The 23,450-nt window shown below is 51.3% G+C and carries 26 protein-coding genes; 4 read left to right on the top strand and 22 right to left on the bottom strand.

The annotated features are described in order from the left end of the window. Window positions 1-21: 21 nt before the first annotated feature. The 15 genes from A7K91_RS25250 to A7K91_RS25180 form a co-directional block, all read right to left on the bottom strand. Window positions 22-1,503, bottom strand: a complete 1,482-nt coding sequence (locus tag A7K91_RS25250) for a hypothetical protein (protein WP_068687253.1) — start codon at window positions 1,501-1,503, stop codon at window positions 22-24. A gap of 3 nt (window positions 1,504-1,506) precedes the next feature. After that, window positions 1,507-2,034, bottom strand: a complete 528-nt coding sequence (locus A7K91_RS25245) for a putative phage tail protein (protein WP_281198667.1) — start codon at window positions 2,032-2,034, stop codon at window positions 1,507-1,509. Window positions 2,035-2,123: 89 nt separating this feature from the next. Continuing rightward, window positions 2,124-3,965 (bottom strand): hypothetical protein, encoded by a 1,842-nt coding sequence (locus A7K91_RS26915; RefSeq protein WP_068687251.1) that lies wholly within the window; start codon window positions 3,963-3,965, stop codon window positions 2,124-2,126. Window positions 3,966-3,968: 3 nt separating this feature from the next. Beyond that, window positions 3,969-5,006, bottom strand: coding sequence for a baseplate J/gp47 family protein (locus A7K91_RS25235; protein ID WP_068687250.1), 1,038 nt, complete (start codon window positions 5,004-5,006; stop codon window positions 3,969-3,971). After that, window positions 4,999-5,397: a DUF2634 domain-containing protein gene (locus A7K91_RS25230; RefSeq protein WP_068687249.1), complete on the bottom strand. Its 399-nt coding sequence runs from the start codon at window positions 5,395-5,397 to the stop codon at window positions 4,999-5,001. Before A7K91_RS25230 ends, A7K91_RS25235 begins: the two co-directional genes overlap by 8 nt. Further along, window positions 5,394-5,738, bottom strand: a complete 345-nt coding sequence (locus A7K91_RS25225) for a DUF2577 domain-containing protein (protein WP_068687248.1) — start codon at window positions 5,736-5,738, stop codon at window positions 5,394-5,396. Before A7K91_RS25225 ends, A7K91_RS25230 begins: the two co-directional genes overlap by 4 nt. Before the next feature lies 1 nt (window position 5,739). Continuing rightward, window positions 5,740-6,708 (bottom strand): XkdQ/YqbQ family protein, encoded by a 969-nt coding sequence (locus tag A7K91_RS25220; RefSeq protein WP_068687247.1) that lies wholly within the window; start codon window positions 6,706-6,708, stop codon window positions 5,740-5,742. Beyond that, the gene (locus tag A7K91_RS25215) at window positions 6,705-7,403 is read right to left on the bottom strand and encodes a LysM peptidoglycan-binding domain-containing protein (protein ID WP_068687246.1); all 699 of its coding nucleotides are present in this window, start codon (window positions 7,401-7,403) and stop codon (window positions 6,705-6,707) included. The genes A7K91_RS25220 and A7K91_RS25215 overlap by 4 nt, the downstream gene beginning before the upstream one ends. Then, window positions 7,400-9,613: a hypothetical protein gene (locus tag A7K91_RS26910; RefSeq protein ID WP_068687245.1), complete on the bottom strand. Its 2,214-nt coding sequence runs from the start codon at window positions 9,611-9,613 to the stop codon at window positions 7,400-7,402. The genes A7K91_RS25215 and A7K91_RS26910 overlap by 4 nt, the downstream gene beginning before the upstream one ends. 281 nt (window positions 9,614-9,894) lie before the next feature. Next, window positions 9,895-10,314, bottom strand: coding sequence for a phage tail assembly chaperone (locus A7K91_RS25205; protein ID WP_068687244.1), 420 nt, complete (start codon window positions 10,312-10,314; stop codon window positions 9,895-9,897). Window positions 10,315-10,446: 132 nt separating this feature from the next. After that, window positions 10,447-10,908 (bottom strand): phage tail tube protein, encoded by a 462-nt coding sequence (locus A7K91_RS25200; RefSeq protein ID WP_068687243.1) that lies wholly within the window; start codon window positions 10,906-10,908, stop codon window positions 10,447-10,449. A 1-nt stretch (window position 10,909) separates the two neighbouring features. After that, on the bottom strand, window positions 10,910-12,229 hold the full coding sequence (locus A7K91_RS25195; RefSeq protein WP_068687242.1) for a phage tail sheath family protein: 1,320 nt from the start codon (window positions 12,227-12,229) through the stop codon (window positions 10,910-10,912). Window position 12,230: 1 nt separating this feature from the next. Then, a complete protein-coding gene (locus A7K91_RS25190) occupies window positions 12,231-12,545 on the bottom strand; it encodes a hypothetical protein (RefSeq protein WP_068687241.1) in 315 nt (104 codons plus the stop codon). After that, entirely contained in the window at window positions 12,542-12,967 is a 426-nt protein-coding gene (locus A7K91_RS25185; protein WP_342671760.1) for a phage tail terminator family protein, read from the bottom strand. Before A7K91_RS25185 ends, A7K91_RS25190 begins: the two co-directional genes overlap by 4 nt. Window positions 12,968-13,286: 319 nt before the next feature. Next, complete coding sequence (locus A7K91_RS25180) at window positions 13,287-13,790, bottom strand: hypothetical protein (protein WP_082967740.1); 504 nt, start codon at window positions 13,788-13,790, stop codon at window positions 13,287-13,289. A 188-nt stretch (window positions 13,791-13,978) separates the two neighbouring features. On the opposite strand from A7K91_RS25180, the gene A7K91_RS25175 reads away from it, so the two are divergent. The 4 genes from A7K91_RS25175 (at window position 13,979) to A7K91_RS25160 (ending at window position 16,302) form a co-directional block, all read left to right on the top strand. After that, complete coding sequence (locus tag A7K91_RS25175) at window positions 13,979-14,407, top strand: helix-turn-helix domain-containing protein (RefSeq protein ID WP_068687238.1); 429 nt, start codon at window positions 13,979-13,981, stop codon at window positions 14,405-14,407. Between the two features lie 83 nt (window positions 14,408-14,490). Beyond that, window positions 14,491-15,111 carry an ImmA/IrrE family metallo-endopeptidase gene (locus A7K91_RS25170; protein WP_068687237.1) on the top strand — a complete coding sequence of 207 codons (621 nt, stop codon included), beginning with the start codon at window positions 14,491-14,493 and terminating at the stop codon, window positions 15,109-15,111. Continuing rightward, the gene (locus tag A7K91_RS25165) at window positions 15,108-15,503 is read left to right on the top strand and encodes a hypothetical protein (RefSeq protein WP_068687236.1); all 396 of its coding nucleotides are present in this window, start codon (window positions 15,108-15,110) and stop codon (window positions 15,501-15,503) included. Before A7K91_RS25170 ends, A7K91_RS25165 begins: the two co-directional genes overlap by 4 nt. 85 nt (window positions 15,504-15,588) lie before the next feature. Further along, window positions 15,589-16,302, top strand: coding sequence for a YwiC-like family protein (locus tag A7K91_RS25160; protein ID WP_082967738.1), 714 nt, complete (start codon window positions 15,589-15,591; stop codon window positions 16,300-16,302). A gap of 269 nt (window positions 16,303-16,571) precedes the next feature. On the opposite strand, the gene moaA is transcribed toward A7K91_RS25160, so the two are convergent. The 7 genes from moaA to A7K91_RS25125 form a co-directional block, all read right to left on the bottom strand. Further along, on the bottom strand, window positions 16,572-17,582 hold the full coding sequence (gene moaA / locus A7K91_RS25155) for a GTP 3',8-cyclase MoaA (RefSeq protein WP_068687235.1): 1,011 nt from the start codon (window positions 17,580-17,582) through the stop codon (window positions 16,572-16,574). A gap of 55 nt (window positions 17,583-17,637) precedes the next feature. Continuing rightward, window positions 17,638-18,882: a molybdopterin molybdotransferase MoeA gene (locus A7K91_RS25150; RefSeq protein WP_068687234.1), complete on the bottom strand. Its 1,245-nt coding sequence runs from the start codon at window positions 18,880-18,882 to the stop codon at window positions 17,638-17,640. A 37-nt stretch (window positions 18,883-18,919) separates the two neighbouring features. After that, window positions 18,920-20,419, bottom strand: a complete 1,500-nt coding sequence (locus A7K91_RS25145; protein ID WP_068687233.1) for a nitrate/nitrite transporter — start codon at window positions 20,417-20,419, stop codon at window positions 18,920-18,922. A gap of 245 nt (window positions 20,420-20,664) precedes the next feature. Beyond that, entirely contained in the window at window positions 20,665-21,192 is a 528-nt protein-coding gene (locus A7K91_RS25140; RefSeq protein WP_068687232.1) for a hemerythrin domain-containing protein, read from the bottom strand. Window positions 21,193-21,266: 74 nt separating this feature from the next. Continuing rightward, a complete protein-coding gene (locus A7K91_RS25135; RefSeq protein WP_068687231.1) occupies window positions 21,267-21,914 on the bottom strand; it encodes a response regulator transcription factor in 648 nt (215 codons plus the stop codon). Window positions 21,915-21,921: 7 nt separating this feature from the next. Further along, on the bottom strand, window positions 21,922-22,992 hold the full coding sequence (locus tag A7K91_RS25130) for a sensor histidine kinase (protein ID WP_068687230.1): 1,071 nt from the start codon (window positions 22,990-22,992) through the stop codon (window positions 21,922-21,924). Next, the gene (locus tag A7K91_RS25125) at window positions 22,989-23,447 is read right to left on the bottom strand and encodes a GAF domain-containing protein (RefSeq protein ID WP_068687229.1); all 459 of its coding nucleotides are present in this window, start codon (window positions 23,445-23,447) and stop codon (window positions 22,989-22,991) included. The genes A7K91_RS25130 and A7K91_RS25125 overlap by 4 nt, the downstream gene beginning before the upstream one ends. Window positions 23,448-23,450 lie beyond the last annotated feature (3 nt).

Genomic DNA, 23,450 nt, shown 5'->3' with positions numbered 1-23,450 from the left:
TAGAATATGGCCCTCCGTAAATTATGACCCTGTATTCCATAGTGTTGGATTCGGATTATTAGATGTCTGAAACCTTACGCCCCCCGATCCTGCTGCTGCTGAGTAGTCACTTGTCCATAGGTATAAAGCACACTCGTCGCCTTTGGCAAAATATAAATCCTGCGTGTAGTCGCCTAAGTCGGAGTTTGCTCTTCCGTGCATAATCCCGTAAGGAACGTCGTTTTTGTATATCTGGCCGTAGGCTACATTGCCATGCGATGACATGCTAAATGTGATTCTGTAGATGCCGTTACGATTAATTTTGTAGCTGCGTGCGAGCCTGGGCGTTGGACCATAACCACTCCTGGTAAACGGATCGGAGAGGATAATGGTATTCCCCGCGCTGAAAACTTCTTCTTCGACCAGCGTCCCAGCAAGCCCGAAAACATTGACGCCGCTGCGGATATTGGCTGCTATAAAGTTGGGGTCATCTCTATAAACCCATGAATTACCTTCAACCCCATCATAGTAACCCTTAGGCGGCATCAGAAACAGCCTGTGAGGGGCCGCTGTAGAGTCAATCGCTGTCGCTTCATTCCAGTTAATTCTAATCGGCATCGTTCCTGTTAAAAGTCCGTTATCAGTACCGATTGTCTTCCCGGCCCACACATCGGATGCTGCTGCTGTTCCATACTCACCCCCCTCCCCCATTAATTGAAAAGCCGTGCCATTATAGACTAGGGTGTGAATTGACCAAATACGCATAAACCCAGCGGGAGGGGACGTCATATTGCTGCGGATAATATCTTTTGCACCTAAACCGTTAACATTAATTGTTGGTGATGTCCCATTTGCAAGATGAAAGCTAATTGTTAGCCGCAAACCAGGTTTATATTCCGTTATTGCAGGGCTAAACGTAACCGTATATGCTGTGCCTGTACCTGTCGTTTGAGCAAATGGTGGTGCAAATAAACTATTCAATATAGCAACATCATCTGCAGCCGCAGGAGCCGCAGCCTTCATCCGCCCGGCAGAATCCCGCTTAACCAGCGTTGATGCAGTTGCAGCATTGGTTGCAGCATTCAATGCTGCCTTATCTGCCGCAGGCATCAGACCATTAGCTGACCCTGTGGCTACCGCTGTACCAGCCTTAGCATTCCATGCTGCTTTTTCCGCATCAGTGACAAAGCGGTTGCTAGAGTCCTGCGTAATAATGGATGGTGGATGCGATGAGGGATGCGTATAGTTATTCGCCCCCGTCGCCACGCCGTCTAACTTGCTTTTATCCGCAGCCGACATTAATCCCGCTGCGGATGTCGTTGCAGCCCCCGGGTTGACCTGCGCCCCTGCCGCGATACCATTAAGCTTTACTTTATCTGCGGCAGACATTCGGCCAGCATCCGTTGTGCTGACAAGCTTGGTCACTTCAGCATCCAAAACATCAGAATTGCCGTTCAAATCCTCAACATTTATAGCATCCGACGCTTCCGGCTTTTTCAATTTCAAATTTGGTGTTAATTGCATTGTTTATCCTCCTCCATACGTGCGTAATTGGCCCCATGTGCGTGTTGCGGCATTTTGCCATGTCAATCCCGATACCATGTCCCAGGTGGTGAAGGTATACAGGAAGGAATAAGAGAGATGGGCCGGGCGAATTTGCTCCAGCATTGCCATAAACCCTGCCATATTGGCCGGGACGCCTAATACCCCGATGAACCGGATTACAAACCGATGCTCACCAGGGTACTCCAACACATCCACTTCACCGCCGCTAAAGGCGGAAGCCACATCAATCAGCATTTGTTTGGTTACCGTTCCATGACCGCGCAGCTTGGCGCTGATCATCTCCCGACGCCATTCGTCAGACATGGACGGGTCTGTCGTTAAGCCAAACTCCTGCTCCCAATGCGCCAGCCCCCAGGTTGACGTTGAAACAAAAAACTGATTGATCAGATCGGCAGCCAAGGTTATTGAAATGCCCAGCTCCTCCGCGAGTGTGCTCTGTAACTCCTTCATATCTCTTATACCCTGCCAAAAATCAGGAAGGTACGCCATCAGATCGGGACGTTTTGCTTCAGGCGTTTCCGTGGAAGTTCCCTGACTTCCAAACATCCCGGCGCCATAAAGCGCGACACCGTAGGTCACTACGCATCACCTCGCAATTGCCCCCACGTTAGTGGACCCTTTGGCATGACTTCATCGGAATTTGCCAGTTGCCGCCATGGCAGCCAGCTGTCCGAATTATACAGGGCAAGACGATAATGGATCGGGGCATTATTATTGTAGGGATACAAATATTGAATAGCCGCCATGCTGCTATAGCCCTTTACCGTCATAATTGTGCAATATTGCACGTTGTTAAATCGGCTGGCCGGATTGTTGCTAAAAAAAACGGTCAACCCCCGATCAAACGTTGAAGGCAAAGCATCCCCCTGCTTCCAGTTATCCGCCTTCACGTTTAACGCATCATGACTGTGCGTCGACGGAGGAAAACCAGTCGGTTTGCCGCTCACGCCCGACCATGGCACACTGTCAGCAGCTTCAGCCATATCAACCTTTCCGTTGTCATTGCTGTCGTAGACGCTTTTGAGCATATCGCCAGCGCCAACATTAGCCAATCTTTTGTCGATTGCCTGCTTAACTCGCAGCGGCGTCATATCCGTTGTATGATCTTCGCCTGCTTCTGCTTGCGCTTGAGTGGACAGCCCCCTGTTCACCTGCGCTCCTGCCGAAATGCCATCCAGCTTCGTCTTATCTGCGGCGGACATCAAGCCATTAACGGAGGACGTTGCTGCCACCGTGCTTGCCTTGGCATTCCAAGCGGCCTTTTCCGTATCCGTCACAAATCGGTTGCCAGAGTCTTGAACAATGATAGACGGCGGATGAGTAGCGGGGTGGCTGTAGTTATTTGCGCCAGCCGAAATACCATCCAGCTTCGTCTTATCTGCCGCAGACATCAAGCCATTAACGGAAGCCGTAGCTGCTGTCGTGCTTGCCTTGGCATTCCAAGCGGCCTTTTCCGTGTCCGTCACGAATCGGTTGCCAGAGTCCTGAGCAATGATAGACGGCGGATGGGTAGCCGGATGGCTGTAGTTATTTGCGCCAACCGAAATACCGTCCAGCTTCGTCTTATCTACGGCCGACATCAAGCCGTCAGCCTCAATTGTGGCTGCTGCCGTCTCGGCCTTGGCATTCCAGGCCGCTTTTTCCACATCGCTCACAAACCGGCTGCTTGCATCCTGAGCGATAATCGCCGGAGGATGGGTCGCGGGGTGAGTGTAGTTATTGGCCCCGGAGGCTATGCCGGCGAGCTTGGTTTTTTCGGCTGTTGTATAGTCATTGGCCGATAAACCCTTGCCTGCGACCTTGTCCACCTTGCTTGCAAGCTGCATAGTCATCGTACCAGCAAAGTCCGGGTCGTTATTTAACGCGTCCGCAATTTCCTGCAACGTATCCAGGGCATCGGGAGCCGCTCCAACAATGGTTTGGATACGCTGATCCGTTTCGCTTTTGGTATAAACGCTCGTTTTGTCCGCTTTTGCAACCAGCTTCGAATCGACGTCCGTTTTGTCCGCTTTGCCCTGCTCAACTGCAATAACCCTTGAATCCGTCAGGCTTTTATAGCGGTCGAGCTCCTCCTGCGTTGCCGTTGCAGCCGCCTGAAGCTCGTTAATATCGTCTGCATCCACCTGATCTCCCGGCGTCTGATAGGTCATATAGACAGCATCGGCGTCCGCAAAAATACGAATGTATCTGCGCCATGGCGTTTCCGCAGGCACAGACACCGTAAAGGCCGTTACCTCCTCGCCAGTCATTTTGGGCCCGGTGTGAGCCCGGATCGAGCTGTTCGCAATGTTATCATGTGCCAGCAAACCTTCAAATTTGCCAGCTACAAGGGAAAGCTCCTCCTGTACGGTATAGGCGGTACCGTCGGTCCTTTTGTTCAGCTTAGGCTTAAAAACATCAACTTCATCTGGATAAGGCATCACCTACACCTCCAATTCCACATTTGCCAGCGCCGGGATGTCATGGTCAGACAACGGCACATTGCCCGTCCCGCCATTTAGCGTCAAGCCGGAGTAGTCTTGAACTCCCGCTACTGAAAGCAGCAGCACGCCGATCGCGGCAATACTGACATAGGATGCGGAAAATGCAATTGAACGGAAGTGCGCTTCAAGCGCCGCCGTAAATGCATCCGTTACGCCTTGCAGCGTGTAGCCTGCTCCCAGCACGATACGCGCCGCAGCAACAACCGGCGCAGCGGTAGCGGAAACGACCGTTACCGCTGCTCCAACCGGGCGCACCGTTTCGATATATTCCGCCGTTTCGGCTACCAGCACGGCGCTGGCCGGCGCCTTGTTGCTATCGACAATAATAACTTTAACGGTGCCCGGCCCATCCCACAGCGGCTTGACCTTGGCATCGCCAACGCCGGATACGCCCATTGCCCAGTCGCGGTAATCTGCGGCGTTGCCGCCGCTGGACGGGTTGCGCACCCGGTGAAGGTATCTCGTTCTAAGCGATTCATCGCTTTCCCGGTCTTCGCCGGGAACAAGCAGCTCGCCAAGCTCTGCCCGAGCCAGTCCCTGTATAAATTCCAAAGGCAGTAGCTCGCCAAAATATACATTGCCGCCTCTTCCCGCCACATCGCAAACCAGCACATATTGCCCGCTCCCGAGCTTGGCGGATACCGTATAGCTATAGCCGCCCCCGCTGTACCGGCTGCCAATCGGAACCTCAAGGGGCTCATTATTGCTGCTGTAAAAAGAGCCCTTCCGCTGGGCCGCATCAGCCGGACGACGAGTCAAACCAAAGTCCGCCGCCCGCAAATCCAGATATTCACCGCTGCTGGTAGTGCCAAAGCCCAGCCGCAACTGAAGCTCCATATCCATATACATCTGAGCCATCTCCGCCGCAGCCGGAGCACAGGCATCATAAATGATGCTGCCCTCGCGCTTGTCGATCGTATCCGGTATCCGGTCCAGCATGCGATTCAAAATCGCCTCATAGGTTTGCGCTTCATGCAAAGCCAACCACCTCCTCTTCAAAGCTTCCATAATCACTATGGACCGTAAACGTGACGACAGCCTGGTCTCCCCGCTGACTGACCTTCACTCCCTCCACAGCAATAATCCGATCATCCTGCAGCAGCGCTTCCTCCAGCATCCGCTGGGCCTCCAGTTGCACAAAAGAAGGCTGACGGCCAACCAGCTCCGCCAACTCATTGCCGTAATTTCCGCTGTAGATGACATGGCGGAAGCGCTGACTTTGCAGTATTTTGAACACAGCTTGCTTTATGGCATGCAGCCCGTCCGTTTTGCCCGATATGACGCCACGCTCCAAGTCCATGCGCCAGGTAGCTGACGGCTGGCTCGCCGCAGCAATGGTTTCCGTTAAAGAACCTCCTTGCGGTATCATGGCTTCACCAGCCGATCCAGCAGCAGATAACGCTGACCGCCCTGCATGCGCAGCAAAATGACTGCATCCCCGGCCTCAAGCCCTCTGCGGATGAGGATAGTTGCGGAGGAAGCTTGCTCCGAAATACTGCCCGGCCCAACAGCTTCACCGCTGCTCAGATCTATTTCAAGCGCCGTCAGCGATTCCGGCACAATTAAAAAATCCGCCGGAAGCGTAAAGCGCTGGTCGACTTTTACGCTGAGCGGATTTGCGGACACCACTTCTCCCTGGAGAAGCTGAACGGGATTGCCCGCTTCGACAGCGCCAATCCCTGCTTTTTTGATTAGTTCCAGCATACTCATCCTAGATCACCTTCACATCCAGCGCCATCGTATGGAGAGCGCCGCTGAATTTATGACTGCATTCGTCAACAAGAAACGGCTGGTTCAAGCCCAGCCGCTCGATGACTACATAGATATAGCTTCCCGCGCGCACCTGCAAATCGCCTAAAGCGTTAAGCTTCATCGTTTTGCTCTCGCGGTTATGAAGGGTTGAAAGCATCCTCAGCAGTTCGCCGATTTGCCCCTCGTTCTTTTTTTCGTCCACCGATTGGTACAGCTGGAGCATGCCCCACTTCGCTATGTTTGCAGCATCCTGCTCAATGAACAGCTCGCGATTGCCTGTTTTTTTGTTGTCCTGATAAAGGACAATCCGATTGTACGTGTCCTGGTCGATGGACAAGCTGGTGCTGTAATCCGTCAGCAGGCTGCCTTCACCCAGGTAGTTGTCCGCAACCATATCCTCGATATTCCGCAGCGCAAGGGCACCAAAATCGTCATAAAGCACATAGTTTTTCCCGCCGTGAATCAAGGTCAAGTCTAGCGCCTTGTTGCAAATATCCAGCAGCTTTTTTCCATCCTCCACCATTTCCGGAATGAGATACGGCGTCGTTTCGATATGCCCGGTTTTCAGCTTGAATTTATTCGCCACTTCCACGATGATTTCAGACGCCCGCTTGTTTTTGAAAATAAAGGTGTCCGAAGCCATGAGATACCGGATCTGATCATAAGCTTTGACCTTAACGGTCTCGCCGCTGCCGCCCTCCAGGGTGAAAATATAGCCATGGAACACTGGCTTGTCGCCATATCTGACCTGAACAATATCGCCGTTGTTGATGGCAAAAGCACGCGATTGGTACAGTCCTTCGGTCACCACCGTAAACTCCAGGCTGCCTGCCCTGCCGATCCGGCTTGTTTTCCAGGTGACGTCTCCGGCAATTTGCGATAAATCCCAGACGTTCCCGTTTTTATTGTCCAGCAAAATCGTAATCATGGCAGCTTCAGCACCTTTCCGATGGGCAGCCTTCTCAGCTCGGCGTCGGAAATGCCGTTAAGCTTCTGGATTTCGCCCCAGCGGGCGCCGCTGCCAAGCTGGGTTTGAGCCACCTTCCACAGCGAATCCCCGGCCACCATGACATAGGTTTTGGACTTTTCCCTCTCGTCCGGGCGCTGTGCGTTGGCGGTAGACGCTTTGTTGTCCTTGATGGTCACCTTTTTGGCGGCATGAAAGACGTAATGCTTCAGTTTGATCGTGTATTCAATGTCTCCATTGCCGCCCGCTGTTTCTTTCCATGAAAAGGATTCGATGCTTGCCGGCGTATTGTACACGATTCCGGCTTTTCCCTCATTGCCTGAATCGACAATTAGCCGAATCGGTCGTTTGCTCTGCATCCAGCGGCTAATCTTCAATACCAGTTCTATAGGTGGCTCCCAATTTGGCGGAACGATTTCATTCCCTTGCAGATCCTTCTGCTTTTCAAAAATAAAAGGATACGGCTGCCCCGGAAAAAAGCTGCTGAAGCCGTATTCCGAAAGCTTGCGCTCCTTAATGACGTTAATTTCGCCCAAGCCAATAACCTCGAAGGTGCTTCCCTTAACCCCGTCCGACACCTCAAACGAAGCAGGCAGCACCGGGATAACCAGCTTTTCCTTAAAATTATTAAAGCTTAATTCTATGCGGTAGCTCATCGGTAAACCCCCTCTGCAGAAGACGAGATTTCGTCCTGAAGCATCGTGGTGATCGCTTGCACCATTGAGCCAACATCCATGCCATTGCGGATATCTCCGGTTTGAACATTGACGGAAGGCTGGAGCGTTACGAAGTTTTGAATATTTTTCATCTCCGCCAGCTCGCGCATCATCTTGATATCTTCGCTGCTGATGTCGACGGTATCATTGATTTTACCTACCTCGTCAAGACGGCCTCCGGAAACAGCAACGGCATTTTGCTCAGCAAGAACGCTGTTTGAGGCGGAGGATTCGGTTGGCAGGCCTGTGACCTTCTGCTCCTGTTCGATTTCATCGGCTGCTCTTTTTGCAGCACGTTCGGTCATAAGGTTCTCCCGATATTGGGTCAATTCTTTGTCTTTATTTTCAAGCGTCTGTTCTGCAGCTGCTTTTTCAGCTTTTACAGCTGCGAGTGCTAATTCAGATAAATTTCCAGTATTTAATTTAAAATCAAGTTCTATTTCTTTTCCAAACAGTTTAAACAAAGACTTAATCCCTTCAACCAGTCCATCAAAAAGAAAGTCAAAAATGGAACTTGCTTTTTCATATAGAAACAGGAAGGCTTTTATCGCAGCCTCAGCAAATGACCAGAAGTAAATAGGAATTCTATAGAAAAACAAGATAATAGAATGCCATGCTTTTAAGAATCCCATGGCAACTGCATCGTTTTCCTTGTACAAAGTAACAAGCGCCATAACTAATCCGGCGATTAGGGTAACGATGAGTATGATAATATTACCTTTCATTGCCGCATTCAATCCACGCCATCCTTTTTCTGCGTATGCCGACGCAACTGCTTGAGCATACAATGCCAATGAATTAAGGAACGTGTAGGTTTTACTGATCAGTTGCAGGGCGTTATATGCTTGAATTGCCACGCTTGCGCCTTCATATACCGAACCGAAAAAGCTCCAGTTGTCATTAATAAAATTGGAAACCGCTTCATTCTCGGAAATAAAGCTTTTGTACATTCCCGATAGCTCCACCATCTGCTCCGAGAGGTTGGGCAGCTTGGCCTCTACCTCAGCAGCCTTGGCGGAAGCGGCTTCAGTCTGTGCTACAGCCTCAGCGCTTACTCCTGCACCGCCAGCTCCTGCTTCTCCTGCAACAACCAGCGCCGTTTCGGCGGCTCCAACGGCAAGCGCAGTCGAAGGGCTTCCTGCATTTACAGCGGCGCCCCCCGCTCCTCCGCCAAAAGCTGCGCCTCCCGCAACCATGGCCGTTTCGCCTGCCAGAACGATGCCGGTTTCAACTGACCCCGGCAATGCCGGTACGGAAGGGCCCGCAGGGAGCGCCTTTGCCGCCTGCTTCTCCATATCCTGAGTCCGTGCAGCACGTTTCCCGGCTTTGAGCGCTTGCTGATTACCAGACATTAAATTAGTTGTGGCGGAAGATACCGGGGAGGGACGAGCCCCCGCTCCGCCATTAGCGCCTGCTCCCCTTTGATTAGCCATACTCTTGAAAAATTGGCCTAGTTGATCGAGGGAGGTCGTTATTTTTTGCGCTTCCTGATAGATTTGCCCCAAAGCGGCGATCAATAGCTTCCCCAGTGTATCCAGGGTGGCATTAATCATCCCGCTTTCCGTTGCGATTTGAAGCAAGGGGGAATTCAGGCTCTCCTGTGCGGTTAGCAGCTTCTCCACGGTGACGCTCAAATTAGCAGCATCTCCGGCCTTTTCCTGCGCCGAATTATCCCCATCTTTTTTGGCTCCATCCTTGGATTGAAACGTCGGAAGATGCTTGGCTAAAATTTTGCCAAACTCCTCGATCTTCTCGCCCAATTTTGTGGCATTGTCTTTTGAATCGGAGGGTTTCTTTTCACTATTCGCAACAGCCGTCGCCTGGCTTGCCGCCATAACGGTATTGGCCGCCTGCACAGTATTAACAATTGTAATAGAGCCTGCCGGGTTCCCTCCCATTGTCGGAATAGCAGCGCTCATAGCTTGCAGCTGCCGGGTCGCCTGCTTGATCGGCTCCACCAGCTCTGTCATCGCCTTTTCTACCGATTCCATACCCTGCTGCGCGCGAGCAGCCGCTTTGGTGTCAAAGCTCTCCAGTGCGCGCAGCATGCCGGAGGCGGACGCCGCCGCTGATTGCATGATTGCAGTCATTCCAGACGCCGATGCCAGCATTCGCCGCTGTTGAACCGCCATTGCTTTTGCTGTATTCAATTTTTCACCACCTTTATATAACGCATGAAGAGAGCAGGAGCGATATGCAGCACCAACTGCACCATCCCGCCCCATTGCTCAGGCGGCTAGTGCCGCTGACGGCGTTTCCTGCCCTTTCTACTTGCGCTTAGCCGACCTTTTCTCCGCGGCAAGCCGCTCCTGAATGCAGGCAATCATAAACGCCTTTTCCTCTCGCGTCTGGCTCATGTATTCCCGCGGCGTCATATGAAATTTCATGAGGGCGTAGTACGCGTAGTTCGCGTCGCTATCGCCCTCCCTGATTAGTTTTTTGCTTCGTCCACAAGCTCCTCAAAGTTTGTGTTGTAGCCGGAAATCTGCTGGATTTCCTTGGACAGCTCCTCGATTTCACCAGCCAGCAGCACCTTTTGCAGGTATTCATCGGCATCCGTGCAGCCGAGCTGACGGATGCTTTCCGCATCCTTGAAGCTTGGCACAACCGTATGATTGATCACGATAGCTTTGGAAATAGCGCTGGCGTCGATCTCCACCTTGCGGTCCTTGCTTTTTGGATTGATCTTCATCGCCCGCTTCTGATAAGCAGCCATATCGTCGGCGCTCATCGCCCGGATGGTGAATTTCAGCACGTTGCCATCCTCATCCTTAAAACGATTGGAAATTGCCACCTCCGCTGTCAGGTTGTCAACCGGGTTGCTGTTCAAAAATTGCTGTAATGTGCTCATTTCTTAATACCTCCGCCTTGGGTTGTTTTGTTCATTCCGTCTTCATCGTTTGTTCCGGCGGGCAAGCCTATTGGCTTCCAAGTAGGCTGCCCCGTTCCCTAACACGCCGCCCCCCAGAGCAGCTTACCGCCATTATTGCAGAGAGGAGAATTTATCCGGAATATCGAAGTCTTCAAAAGTAAACGGAAGCTCCTCCTCCAGCGAATCCTCTGCCGTGGCGTCGAATTTTGCCAGCAGGATGCTGTCCAGGTTGCAGCGCTTAAGCACCACGGTTTGCTTGCCCGCGCGGGAAGACGGATCTTCGTTCACGATGGTCAGCTCAAAGTAGAAGTCCTTGCCGGTTTTGACGTAATCTTTTGTCAGCTCCCGGAACTTGGAGGTCATGTAATAGATGGTCAGCGTGCCGGTGCCTGTCCAGCCAACTGTCTTTTTGCCAACGGTTGTGCGGCCCAGCATAGGGACGTCCGCTTTTGTTTTTTCAATGGTTGCTTCACCCGTTTTGGCGTAAAACAGCTCCTCCTGCTGGCCGTTGATCGTTACCGTTGCTTTGGCTTGCTTGCCGCTGATGGTGTCTTGCACGTTCATATAGGACATATTAGTTTACCTCCACTGTAATATAGATTTTTTCAATAGCATCCACAGGCTGAACGCTCAGCTCCACCAATACGCCGTCGCCTTGGCCCTGAATCGGCAGCACCGCGATGTCCGTATCGGAATCGAAGTTTTGGATCGCCCCGATATTTTGCAGCCCCGTCAAATAATTGACGCATTCGTTGCGCAGCAAATTGCGGCCGTCGGCATCATTGGCCACCTTGCCAATGTAGAACGAGCTGAACACTTCAGCAAAATCATTGTTAATGGCATCAAGCACGCGAACAACGCGGTTTTTGCCAAAATGGCGTCCCTTCTCCGGCGTAAAGGACGTAAAGGAGTTGATATCCTGCTCCACCACCGCTCTGCCTTTATCCTGGGTAAAAACAAACTCGCCGTTTTGCAGAGCCGCAATCGTCTGCGTATTGGTATAACGCGGATTGGCGTCCACTGCGCCGTCATAAGCGGCGTAGGTAAGCGATTCGTTGGTGCTCGCGCCTGCCGCCGCACCCGCTGTCCAGGCAACGGCTTCAACCGCGCCAAGCTTTGTTCCGTTATCCAGCACAACGCCGTTTTTGACGCTGATGATGCCTTCATAATCTCCTTGCGGATAACCTGCCAGCACCAGCGTTGCCTTGCGGCCTTCCACATCGCGCAGCGTGCGGATAAAAGAAGCGAATACGCCCTTCAGATCCGTATCGTCGGAAGGAAGCGCCATTGCGTTAAACTGCTGCGTCTCAACCGCGCTGAGGTAATCCATATAATCCTGTACCGTCGCCGTACCGTTGCTGCCGCCGGTCAAAGGAGCGCCAGCCGTTTCCTCCAGCGCACCGGAAGCATTCCAGCTAACCCAGCCATTATCGTTCAATCCGGCAATGTCCGATACCGTTTGAACATCCTGCACGGCTCCCGCTACCACTGTCTTGACGTCAAACAACGCTTCATCATCGGCATTAGCCTCCACGATAATAGAAATGTCATTTCCGCGAATGCCGCCGTAACGAGCCGTTGCAACCAGCTCGCCTACTGTGGCCGATGCTTTGACGCCGGTGTTTACCCGGTAAAGCAGCAGCGTTTTGGCGCGTTTAAGGCTTTCTCTAACCAGTTGCAGCTCGGCTGCGGATACGACATAGCCCAGCTTGTTCAACGTATTTTCGCCAGCCTCCAGCGTTACGATTTCCTTGGGCTGTCCCCAGGACAGAACGAGCGGCATTGTAACTACGCCTCTCTCCCCTGCTACTCCAAGCGGCTGCGGCGTGCTGTTAAAATTGATATAAACGCCTGGTCTTACTTTATTTTGTGCGGTCCAAGTTCCTCCGGTCATCCTATTCCACTCTCCTGTTTTTAAAAGTTTGTACAGCCAGCTCTGCTTCTGCGACTGTGTAAAGCTCACTGTCTTGCAGCAAAGCCTGCAGTTGATTCTTTTCACGCGAGCTCCATCGCCTGGAAGCAAGCAATTGACGCTTGGAGTACCTTCTTTCCTGCGGCGCATGCTGCCCATGCGCTCCCGCGAGTGCCTCCTCCGTCCCGCCACTGCGATCGACTTCGGAGGCTTCGCCCCCATGCTTGATTCCATGAGCTTTACTGCTGCCCTTTTGTCTTCCATCTTGTTGCGGTATTGTCCATTTCCATTTCTTCATTTCAGACCCGCCCCTTGCGCCAAAGCCCCCATTGTTGCAGCGGCTGGTTCTGACCGCTTGATTCGGATGGTTATTTCCCAACCGAAACGGAGCCGGCCATCCTTGATTTCGTGCTTCAAGCCGGTGGAACGGTACGTGAAACCATCCACCTCGATTTCCTGAAGCAGTTGGTACAACTCTTCCGCCATATCATGCAGCGCGGATGTTTTTTCATCGCCATCGGGCACCTGATACTGAATGCTGAATCCATGCGTTCGGCTGCAATAGCCGCCCAGCATAGACGCCTGAGTCATGCTCAAAAGCTCAAAAACCATTCCAGGCGAAATTCCGGCACCGGCAACAGGATCATCCACAATGGACAGTCCGACAAAATGGCCCTTCAACCGCTCCATAATGCCAACTCGAAAGCTGTTAACCGTCATTGCAATCACCCATCCCTCCTTGCGTATTTCTCTCAAAATAAGAACGTGTGTTCTATATTTCGACATCTAAAGCTTATCACAGGAAGATCACCAGGTGCTCCCCAACTTACCCCCAATTTCCCCTCGCCTGTTCGATTGAAAGCAGCAAATATGCAACCCATTGTGAATGCATCTGTTAAAAGGAAAACACCGGGCAATTGCCTCGCGAGGCTCCCGGTGCTCCATATGTCTTGACGTATCTTAATTTGTGCTGACGTATCATAGTGACTCTCAATGCCTTATTACCGTAAATACATAGTGAGCACATATAGCTTCCCGCTCACTCCGTACCGCCATCAAGCTCCCACTCCAGCATGCCCCACATTTTCAAGGTTTGAGCTACGGATAACAAGCCGTCATTGATGCGCCTGTCGATAGTTGAGCTTTTGTCGCCGCGATTCATATAATAGAGCGTTTCGGAATAGGTGTGCCCCTTCAAATAACGAAGCGTAATGGCCTGCTTGGATTCATCGTCGCCGATCATATCTACAGCTCTCTCCAATGCATTCCGCAGCAAATCGCATTTTTCGGCGGCACGCTTCTGGTTTTGGGCCAATTGAACGGCATTGGCGGTTTTATTGGCGTATAGCTCGTCCGCATCTAATCGGCGCGTTGACTCCGAGTTATAGATCGTTTGCTTTAATAACTCCTCATGACGGCGAAAATCCTCCACCACAAGCTTTAGTTCCTTATACTTGCGCAGCATTTGCTGGGCTGTCTTTTTTTCCTTTATATTTGGTTTAGCCAAAAATTGAAATGTTGCGCTGCCTGTTCCGTTTACCAACGTCATCGCCCCCATTGTTCTTGTTTACTTTGTGAAGATGTTGTACACGTTTCTTGTACTTTCTATTCTCAGTATAAGTACAAGATTCTTGTATGTCAATCCAAAGTACAAGTATAATGTATTTATTGTTGCAAAATAAGCAGGATATAGTACAATAAAGATGTACTTATGCGCGGGGAGAGATTACGTTGTTCAGAGCCGACCGATTAACAGAACGCCGCAAGCAGCTTAGATTAACTCAGGAACAGCTTGCCCAGCAGGTCAACCTGACCAAAGCTGCAATTAGCAACTACGAGCATGGCCGAAGCGCCCCGCCGCATGAAACATTGGCTGCGCTGGTTGATGCGCTTCAGACCAATGCCGATTATTTGCTGGGCCTGTCGGATTCTCCCGCTTCATCCGCCGATGCGCAAGGCTCCCTTGCAACCGGCTCGGAGACAGACAAGCAGCCCAAAGAGGCCGTTGCTCCGGAAGCGGGCATTTATATTGCGTACCTTGGCGGACCTCCCGAAGAGATGGATGAAGAAGAAGCCGAACATTTGAAGCGCGAATTGGAAATGTTTCGAGCCTTCAAAGATAAGCGCAGACGAGAACGAGAGCTATACGATCAGAGCTGAATAGAGCTTGTCCTATTTTAAAGCCCGAAAGGGTTTTATTTTTCGCCATACATACGAACATACATTCTATTCTGGAGGTTGCAATGGAAGAATTGGACATGGAGCTGTACAAGCCGACTGAACTGGAGCAGTGGATTTGCAGAATTTATCAGGCAAACGGCATCAGACGATGCGAAGATATGGAGGATTTGGATCATGTCGCTTCCTTATTCAACACTTTTATCGCCTATACAGAGGGAGATACCAAGGTCCTTTATGACGAGGATGGGGATTGCATGATTTTTCTGAATATCTATCTGGAGAAAAGAGAGCAACGGCTGGCGTTTTTCCATGAGCTCTGCCATCCTGCCATGCATACGGGCAATCAGCGCAGCTTGCCTCCGTCTTTTGTCGCTCTGCAGGAGAATCAGGCAGGCTTGTTCCAGCAGTATGCCGCAATGCCCTTTTACATGCTGCCGGACTTTCAGCGGCAGCGCTGCGAGGCTGGACAAATCGCTGAAGCCTTCGCCCTTCCGGTATCCTTTGTCAGACAGCGGCTGGAGCGCGTCAGGCGCCGCATTCGGCAGCAGCGCGAGGATTTATCTCTGCACTCTCGCCTGACCGCAACGTTCCCGCCTGTGCCGCAAGAGCCCTCCCATGCTGCAATGGAGCTTTTGACGAAGCTTAATCGGCAAGTGCGAAACAGAAAGGAGCTGCGCCTATGAAGCTGACCTGTTATTCGGAATGGGATGGTTATGAAGGCATCCAGCGCCCCGTCCTGCTGCTGCTCTATTCGACAGGTTTCGATTGGACAAAAACGTTGGAGGTGAAGCTGGAGGCTCCCTTCGAAAGCTGCGATGAGGATAGTTATAATGAGGCTATGTCGCTAATTGTTCCTGACCATGTTTATGTACGGCAGGCCAACGGGCAGCGGGGTGAAATCGGCATATCCATGCCGCTGCTGGCTAAGTATGCGCAACGCGTGTTGGCCCAATCCGCCAATCCGCCGGGTCTGTCGGATATAACAAGGCTGGTGATAAGAATTTCGGATATCGAAGATATGCTGGTTTTGGAAAAAGGGGCTCCTGTGCAAAAATCAGGCAGGAACATTCCGTGATATGTGGGCCAAATCACGATTGCACGCCACGATCTATTTTATAATGGTTTTATGTCATTTGATTATGCGTAGGAGGCTATCCGTTATGAAAAGATATATCCCCAACCAGCACGGAGCCTGGGCCATGCTTGTCCTTCCGTTCCTGTTCGGGCTGGCAGCTTCGCAGGGAAAATGGCCCCATATCCCTTTGTTCCTGACCTGGCTGCTCCTTTATTTGTTCAGCTTTCCGCTTCTGCAATGGACGAAGACGCGCCGGGGAGACCGCTACCGCAAGCCGGTTATTTTATACGCTGCATTGTTGCTGCCATTTGCGGTCTATATGCTTATTGCTGTTCCGCAGCTTATCTGGTTTACGCTTCCGCTTATTCCGCTTTTCTGCATCAATCTATACTATGCGCGCACAAAAAATGAACGCGCCTTGCTGAATGACATTGCCGCAATTGTCACCTTCAGCCTAATGGTGTTTCCTGTTTTTTATATAGGCGAAGGGGAGGATTGGAGGACGGCAGTCGTGCTATTCGCCGTTTCGATGATCTATTTTACCGGCACGGCCTTGTACGTAAAAACGATTATTCGGGAAAAGAAAAATCCGAAATACTACTATGCATCTATTGCTTACCATCTATGCTTTATTGTATTCGGCTTGTGGTTTTTGCCGCTTGCAGCCGCTCCCGTATTAGCAGCTCTGCTGCTGCGGGCGATCATCGTCCCCAAAATGGGCGTTACGCCCAAAGTGACGGGAATGCTCGAAATCGGATTTACGCTAATGCTGTTTCTTGTTATTCTGTTTAATATGTAACACGAGGTTGAAAGCAAAGTGCTATTTTTAACGTGATCCAGCTTTTGCTGGTCATTCATGACCGTTACAGCCTGAAAGGGCTGGATTTTCCTTGGTCAACGGTCACCCGTGTCCTTTAGCGCTCCAAAGTGGCGTTTACGGGCGGGATTTAAGGGGCTTACGGACGCCAACGTCCATTACAAACTGAAATCCCTGTAAAAACAGCGTCTAAAGGTCATTTTTGTCCGCAAGAATAAGGCCTTCGTTCCATAGGGAGATCGCTCGAAGGTTCATCCCCCGATATACGACATGCCGATTTTGGGCTTGCTAATCGCCGACTCTTCTGTCCGTTCTTCCGAATACCGGTCGCTGCGGTTCTCCCATACATTCGCAATGAAGGCCATCAGCTCTTCATCGCTTGCGCCGCGGCGAATGATATCTCTCAGATCAAAGCCGCGAGATGCAAAGAGGCATGTATACAGCTTCCCGTCGGAGGACAAGCGGGCACGCGTGCAGGTTGAGCAGAAGGATTCGGACACCGATGTAATAAAGCCGATTTCCGCGCCGTTATCCGTGTAACGATAACGCTGGGCAACCTCGCCAAAATAGCTTTGATCCACCGGCTCCATCTCGTATGCTCCTTGAAGAAGCTGCAGGATGTCGCGTTTGGAAACAACCTTTTCAAAGCCCCAGCCGTTTCCGTTGCCTACATCCATAAACTCGATAAACCGCAGCGTAATGCCCTTCTCCTTGAAATAAGCTGCCATTGGCAAAATCTCGGCCTCGTTAACTCCCTTTTGCACAACCATATTTACCTTGACCTGAAACCCGACATCTGCGGCGTGTTCAATATTTTTCAAAATGTGCTCCGGCTTGACCCCTCTGTTGTTGATGCTCATAAACAGCTCTGGATCTAGAGCGTCAAGACTAATGTTCAGCCGGCGTAAGCCTGCATCGTACAGCGGCTCAGCCAGTCGGCCCAGCAGCACGCCATTGGTTGTTAACCCAATATCCTTTACCCCAGGCACAGCTTTAATATCCCTCACCAGCTCCGGCAGGTTGGGGCGCATCAGCGGTTCGCCGCCGGTCAGGCGAATTTTCTCAACGCCAAGCGAAACGAATAACGCCGTGAGCCGCTTGATTTCGTCAAAGGACAACAGCTCGCTTGGCGGCAAAAAAGCGTAGTCCTCGCCAAAAAGCTCCTTGGGCATACAGTAGGAGCAACGGAAGTTGCAGCGATCCGTTACCGATATCCGCAAATCATGCATAGGTCTTTGCAACCGATCTTTAGGCGCAACCATTCCGATCGTCTCCTCTCCATAAAATACGTGCTCTCACGAACCTTTTATTCAACTTTTATATGATCCAACAGTCCGTACCTTCCTCCACCCCGAGCAGAAGCACATCTACCGTATCGCCTTCTGCAAAATGACGGGACCCGCCCGGCAGGACCATCAGCGCATTGCCGCGGGCAATGGAGGAAACCGCATTTGATTTATTAAAGCCTGCCGAACGCACGCTTGAACCGTCGTAGACCGCGCGGATAAAGCGCGTGAACGGATTGGCCTTGGCAAGCGTTTCACCAAGCCGGGCTGTTGTTCGGGGAAGATAAGGCTTCGTTGCCCCCATCATCTTCAGCAGCACCGGGCGTGTAAACAATTCAAAGCCGATATAGCAGGCGGACGGATTTCCCGATAGCCCAAAAAGGTATTTCCCGGAATGCACGGACACTGTCGTTACGCTGCCGGGACGCATAGAAACCTTATTAAAAAGCACCTTGGCTCCAAGGCGCTCATAAATCGCGGGCAAAAAGTCAAAATCGCCAACCGACACCCCGCCAGTTGTAATGAGGCAATCACATTCCTCCATTGCCTGGCGAACCATGTCCAGGCAGCTCTCCAGCTCATCGCCAGCCGTTTTGTACATCCGGCAGGAAATCCCCATCCGGGCAAGCTGCGCCGCAATCATTGGCCCATTGCTATTGCGGATTTTCCCCGGGCTAAGCGGCTCATGTACATCCAGCAGCTCCGTACCGGTTGACAAAATGCCAACAACAGGACGGCGCGCTACTTTTACATCAGTATAGCCGAAGGTAGCCAGCAGCGCTACAATGCCTGGCTGAATAAAGGAGCCGGGAGCCGCAAGCATTTCGCCCTCCGCCATATCCTCGCCCTTGAGCGAAAGATTTTCAAGCGGCGCAAACTCTTTTCGAATCATAAAGGAATTGCCGTTAATGCTCGCCTGCTCAAACATAACAACCGCATCGGCATTGCTTGGCAGCGCAGCCCCGGTCATGATGCGAACGGCCTGCATCGGCCCCAGCTCTCCTTCAAATACGGCGCCTGCTCCATAATGGCCTATTACCGTAAATGCTTTGCGGCTAGCGCCGGAGGCTCCCCTTGAATCCTCGGAGCGGATTGCAAAGCCGTCATAGGGCGAGCGGTCAAACGGAGGCACATCATGAGTAGCTTTGAGCGGCTGAGCCATGATTCTGCCGAAGCTTTCGTCAAGCGGAACGGTTTCCGCCCCTAATTCCCTGGCATGCGCCATCACTCTCTCCACCGCCTCCGACACGGTTATCGGGGTTCTCAACTCTATCATCTCTGTCCGCTCCTTAAGCAACCTGGCCTTATCTATCTTAAGCTTTGCGTTCCTCCGTAATGTCCGTGAAGGTGCCTACATAACGAAGATGCTCCCCGGTCTCATCTTTAATGGCGCTAATATTCAACCATTGGAGATAGTCCTCTCCATTTTTGCGCTTATTCCAAATTTCTCCCTGCCACATGCCCTTTTCTTTCAGATTGCTCCATAAATCCTGGTAAAATGCTTTTTCCTGCTTGCCCGACTTCAACACGTTTGGCTTTTTGCCTAAAACCTCTTGCTCCGTAAAGCCGGTGAGCTTCGTAAATGCAGGATTGACGGATTTAATGTTGCCCGCTATATCCGTTACCAGAATGCCTTGACCCGTGGAGTTGAATACCTCGGAGGTTAAAGCCAGCTTGCCATGGTAATAAAGCCAGATAACAAGCACCAGACTTGCCAGCGCAACCTCGGACAGCAGCATAAAGCCGATCGAATATTGGCCGGTAAGCGAATAAATCAAGGATAGCATGATCGGCGGGAAAAATCCTCCCAAACCGCCCATCATGGATACAATGCCGTTGACGATCCCCGCCTGCTTGTTGAAATACATCGGCACCAGCTTGAAAATAACGCCGTTCCCCAGTCCCGCGCTAAACGCAATTGCGAGACAGCCTACGGTATACAGGCCCATCGACGGTACGAAAGCAAGCAGCACGGCAGCTCCTGTATAAATGACAAAAGTGGCAATCAGCAGCAGCAGCGGCTGAAATTTGTCTCCAAGCCAGCCCCCGACAGGACGCATAAAGGTAGCTAATGCGATAAAGCCTGCTGTACGCAGTCCGGCATCCACCTTCTCCAGATCGAAATTAGTCACCAGGAAGTTGGGAAGATAAATCGTAAACGCCACAAACGAACCAAACGTAATAAAATAAAACAACGAAAAAAGCCAGAGCTTTTCATTTTTGATGACGCCTTTGATTTGATCCATAATCGGCGTTTTCACCTTGGTCTCATGGCGATCACCGAAAAAGAAGTTAAGCACGATAAATATCATCAGCAGTCCCAAATAAAGCTTGATGGTAAGCGACCAGCCCAGTTGCGTAGCCGCAATGGGGGCCATAAACGTGGAAAGCGCCGTTCCCAGATTGCCGATACCGTAAATTCCGTTGACAAAGCCGTGTTTTTCTTTGGGGTAATATTTGGGCAGTGACGTTACGCCTACAGAAAAAACAGCGCCGCCAATGCCGAGGAACAAACCGCCGATGATCAGATCGCCGTAGGTTCCTGCTTCGCTAATGTAATAAACAGGAAACAGAAGCAAGACAAAGCTGGCGAGAAAAATAACCCGCGCTCCCAAAACATTGGCATAATAACCAAGCGGTATGCGCAGGATCGACCCCAGAACAACAGGCAATGCCGTAACCATCGCCAGCTTTTCCGCAGGTATGGCGATATCCTCCCTAATAAAGGGCAGAAGCGAGGAGATAATGACCCATACCATAAAACCCGTAATCAAATTCAATGTTTGAAGCGGCAATTGCATTTTCTTAATCATAGAACTCACCTTTCATCCATGTTGTTCCAGCTATTTGCCTGAAGTCATTCTATGTCCATATTGTAGCTGGCTGGAGTACGGCTCATATATAAGGGAGTTCCCTCTCCTTGGCGGGGGACTCCCTGTAAACAGCAAAAAAACCGCTCCCCGGGGGAAACGGCCTGGATGACAGTCAAGATTTGTTCAAAACGCCATGATTGCTGCTGTGGCTATGGACGTTGCTGAGGGGAGCGTCAAAGGGCTTTTCAAGAAATAAGCGTATTTAACTGCTGATCCAGACGTTTTCTTGCGCCGGGACCAATTTGCTGCTCCGCCATAGGAAACAGCACCGTTTCTTCCTTGACGAAATGAACGGTCAAGATTTCAAAAGCCTCGCCGGCGTCGCGGGCAACCGCGCGAACCTGCCCCAGCGACATCTGCTCCACGCCAGTTTCTGTATGATGCATGAAATGGTCGATATAAGCATCAATCTCTTTATGCTCTTCCTGAATGCCGACCAGCGGGCCTTGCTCAAATCCGATATAAGAGCCAAGGAGCGGGAAAAAATAAGCCTCTTCCTTTTCGGTATGCTTGGCCAAAATGGGCTTGAACGCCTCAAGCTGGCCCCGCAGCTCAAAAATCAACGCGCGCCCCTCTTCCGCCGTCTTGACTCCGCTATCCAGATAACGGACAATGGCATGCCATTGCTCCATCAGATAGGTAAGATAACGATGCTCGTTTTCCAATATCCGCATGGCGGGCGTGTTAAATCTAAGTTGATTGGTCTCTGACAAGAGGACAACCTCCATTCCTGTTTAAGACGTTCCTGAATTCGGCATGTCTACTCCAGAGGAGTGTTCACCACGCCCTAGAAATCCAGCAGTTTCTTCCGCAGCGCATATTCCACCAGCTCGGGACGGCTGGAAAGGTTTAATTTTTCCATGATTTTGGCTTTGTTAGCTTCTACGGTTTTTACGGAGACATAAAGCTTTTCAGCAATTTCCTTGTTTCCGTAGCCCTTTGCAATCAGCGGCAAAATTTCCATTTCACGCTTGGACAGCAGCTCAAAGGGGTCCTCCGTGTAGGAATCCTTTTCCTTGCGAATAAACTCCCGGACAAGCGAAGTGGCCATTTTGGGATGGATGTACATGCCGCCTTGATGAATGGTCCGAATCGCCAACAACAGTTCCTCGTCGGGCGCGCTTTTCAGAACATAGCCTGAGGCGCCGTTTTTAAGCACATGGAACAAATATTCTTCATCATCATGCATGGTCAGAATGAGAATTTTGGTATCGGGATAATCCTCTTTGATCTTGCCGGTAGCGATCAGCCCGCTTTCGCCGGGGGGCATGCTAAGGTCCATGATCAATATGTCGGGGCGATGCTTGGCAACCATCGCATACGCTTCAAGTCCATCCGCCGCTCCGCCGATAACCTCAATATCTTCCTGAAAATTAAGGATCATCGCAAACCCGCTTCTTACAATCGCATGATCATCCGCAATAACGATTCGCATAGCCAGCTCACTCCTTCCCTTGTTGCCTCATAATCGGAACCTGCAAAATGATTTTTGTTCCTTGCCCCATTCCCGTTATCAGGTTGAACGTTCCGCCTACCAGTTCGGCGCGTTCTTGCATGCCGTACAGGCCAAGGCCCGTTCCCTCCGGCTCGTCGTCCGGTCTGAAGCCGACGCCTTCATCCTCCACAATCAGCTGCAGCAGATTGCCTTGCTCCGCCAGCTCCACCTTCACGCTGTCGACCTGCGCATATTTTATCGCATTAAATACCGCTTCCTGGCAGATGCGATATATAACCGTCTCAATCTCGTTGCCATATCGTTTTGTAGACAGGCTGGACAGATATTCAATGGCAACCCCGTAATTCTGCTCCACCCGCTTAAAGTGGGAGCGGAACGCTGCCTCCAGGCCCAAATCGTCCAGCGCCGCAGGACGCAGCTCCACTGACATATTACGGATATCCTGCAAAAGCCGGGTCATAACGCCCTCGGTCTGCTTGACCTTTTTCAGTATGTCGTCTTCCTTGGTCATATATTTCAGCACTCGAAGGTCGACCATTGCGCTTAGCAATTCCTGCGCCACGCTGTCATGCAGCTCCCGGGAAAGCCGCTTGCGCTCGTTCTCCTGTGCTTCCATTACATGCTTGACCATTTTGTTCTGGTAAAGCTTCTCCTGCGTTTTGAATTGCTTCGTTAAATCCCTCAGCATAAATGCACGAATGCCTTTTGCAGGATCAATCAGCTGAATGGTAGCGGCGTAAGGAACAACACCTTTTCCTTTTGTCTCCAGATAAACCTGGAACGAACTGAACTCCTCAATGACGGGCGCAACAAAATAGCAGTTCAGACAGGTTCGCAGCTCCTGATCGCTGGTATACCCTCTGCACGTGCCGCACAACGCTTGAGCCTCGCCTTGAAGAAGCCGCTTCATCACCTCGCTGTCTACGATCTCCGAAGCTGCGGGGTTCATGGCTAATGCCGTTCCTTCCCGGTCAAAAAAGAAAATAGCCTCTGTGCTGTTTTTATACAGTTGCGTCATCATTTGTTCAATCGCTGTATTCCCCGCCTGGATCGTCAACTCAACAACAGTTCCTTTCCGTTCAAGTCTCCGATTCCATGCTGCACGCATTGCTTCAGCGCTTCCAGCCTGGCTTCGTCCACCTGCTCCTCGCCCCGGAAGCCGCCCAGCAGCACGCCCGCAACCCGGGCGTCGTTCCATAATGGGACCGCTCCGAAGCTGGCCAGATTTTCAGACTTGATGATGGGGTATCTGAAGAGCGAATCCGGTCCCATCTGATCCCGGACAGAGGAAAGGAGCAAGGGCTTTCCGGTTTTGAACACCAGCCCCGCTATACCTCTTCCGGATCGCAGAACAATGCGCTTGAAGCGATCATTCAAATTGCCGGAGGCGTATTTCCACTTGATGACATAGTCGAACTCCGCTGTTTCGACCAATGCCAGCGCCATGAAATCAAAACCCAATTTATTGCGGATTTCATCCAGCTCAGCTTGATAACCCACATGATCATTCATTTC

The organism is Paenibacillus oryzae, from assembly GCF_001675045.1.
Classification (GTDB): domain Bacteria; phylum Bacillota; class Bacilli; order Paenibacillales; family Paenibacillaceae; genus Pristimantibacillus; species Pristimantibacillus oryzae.
Note: the sequence above shows the minus strand (reverse complement) of the source record. Positions and strands in the feature narration are given on the sequence as shown.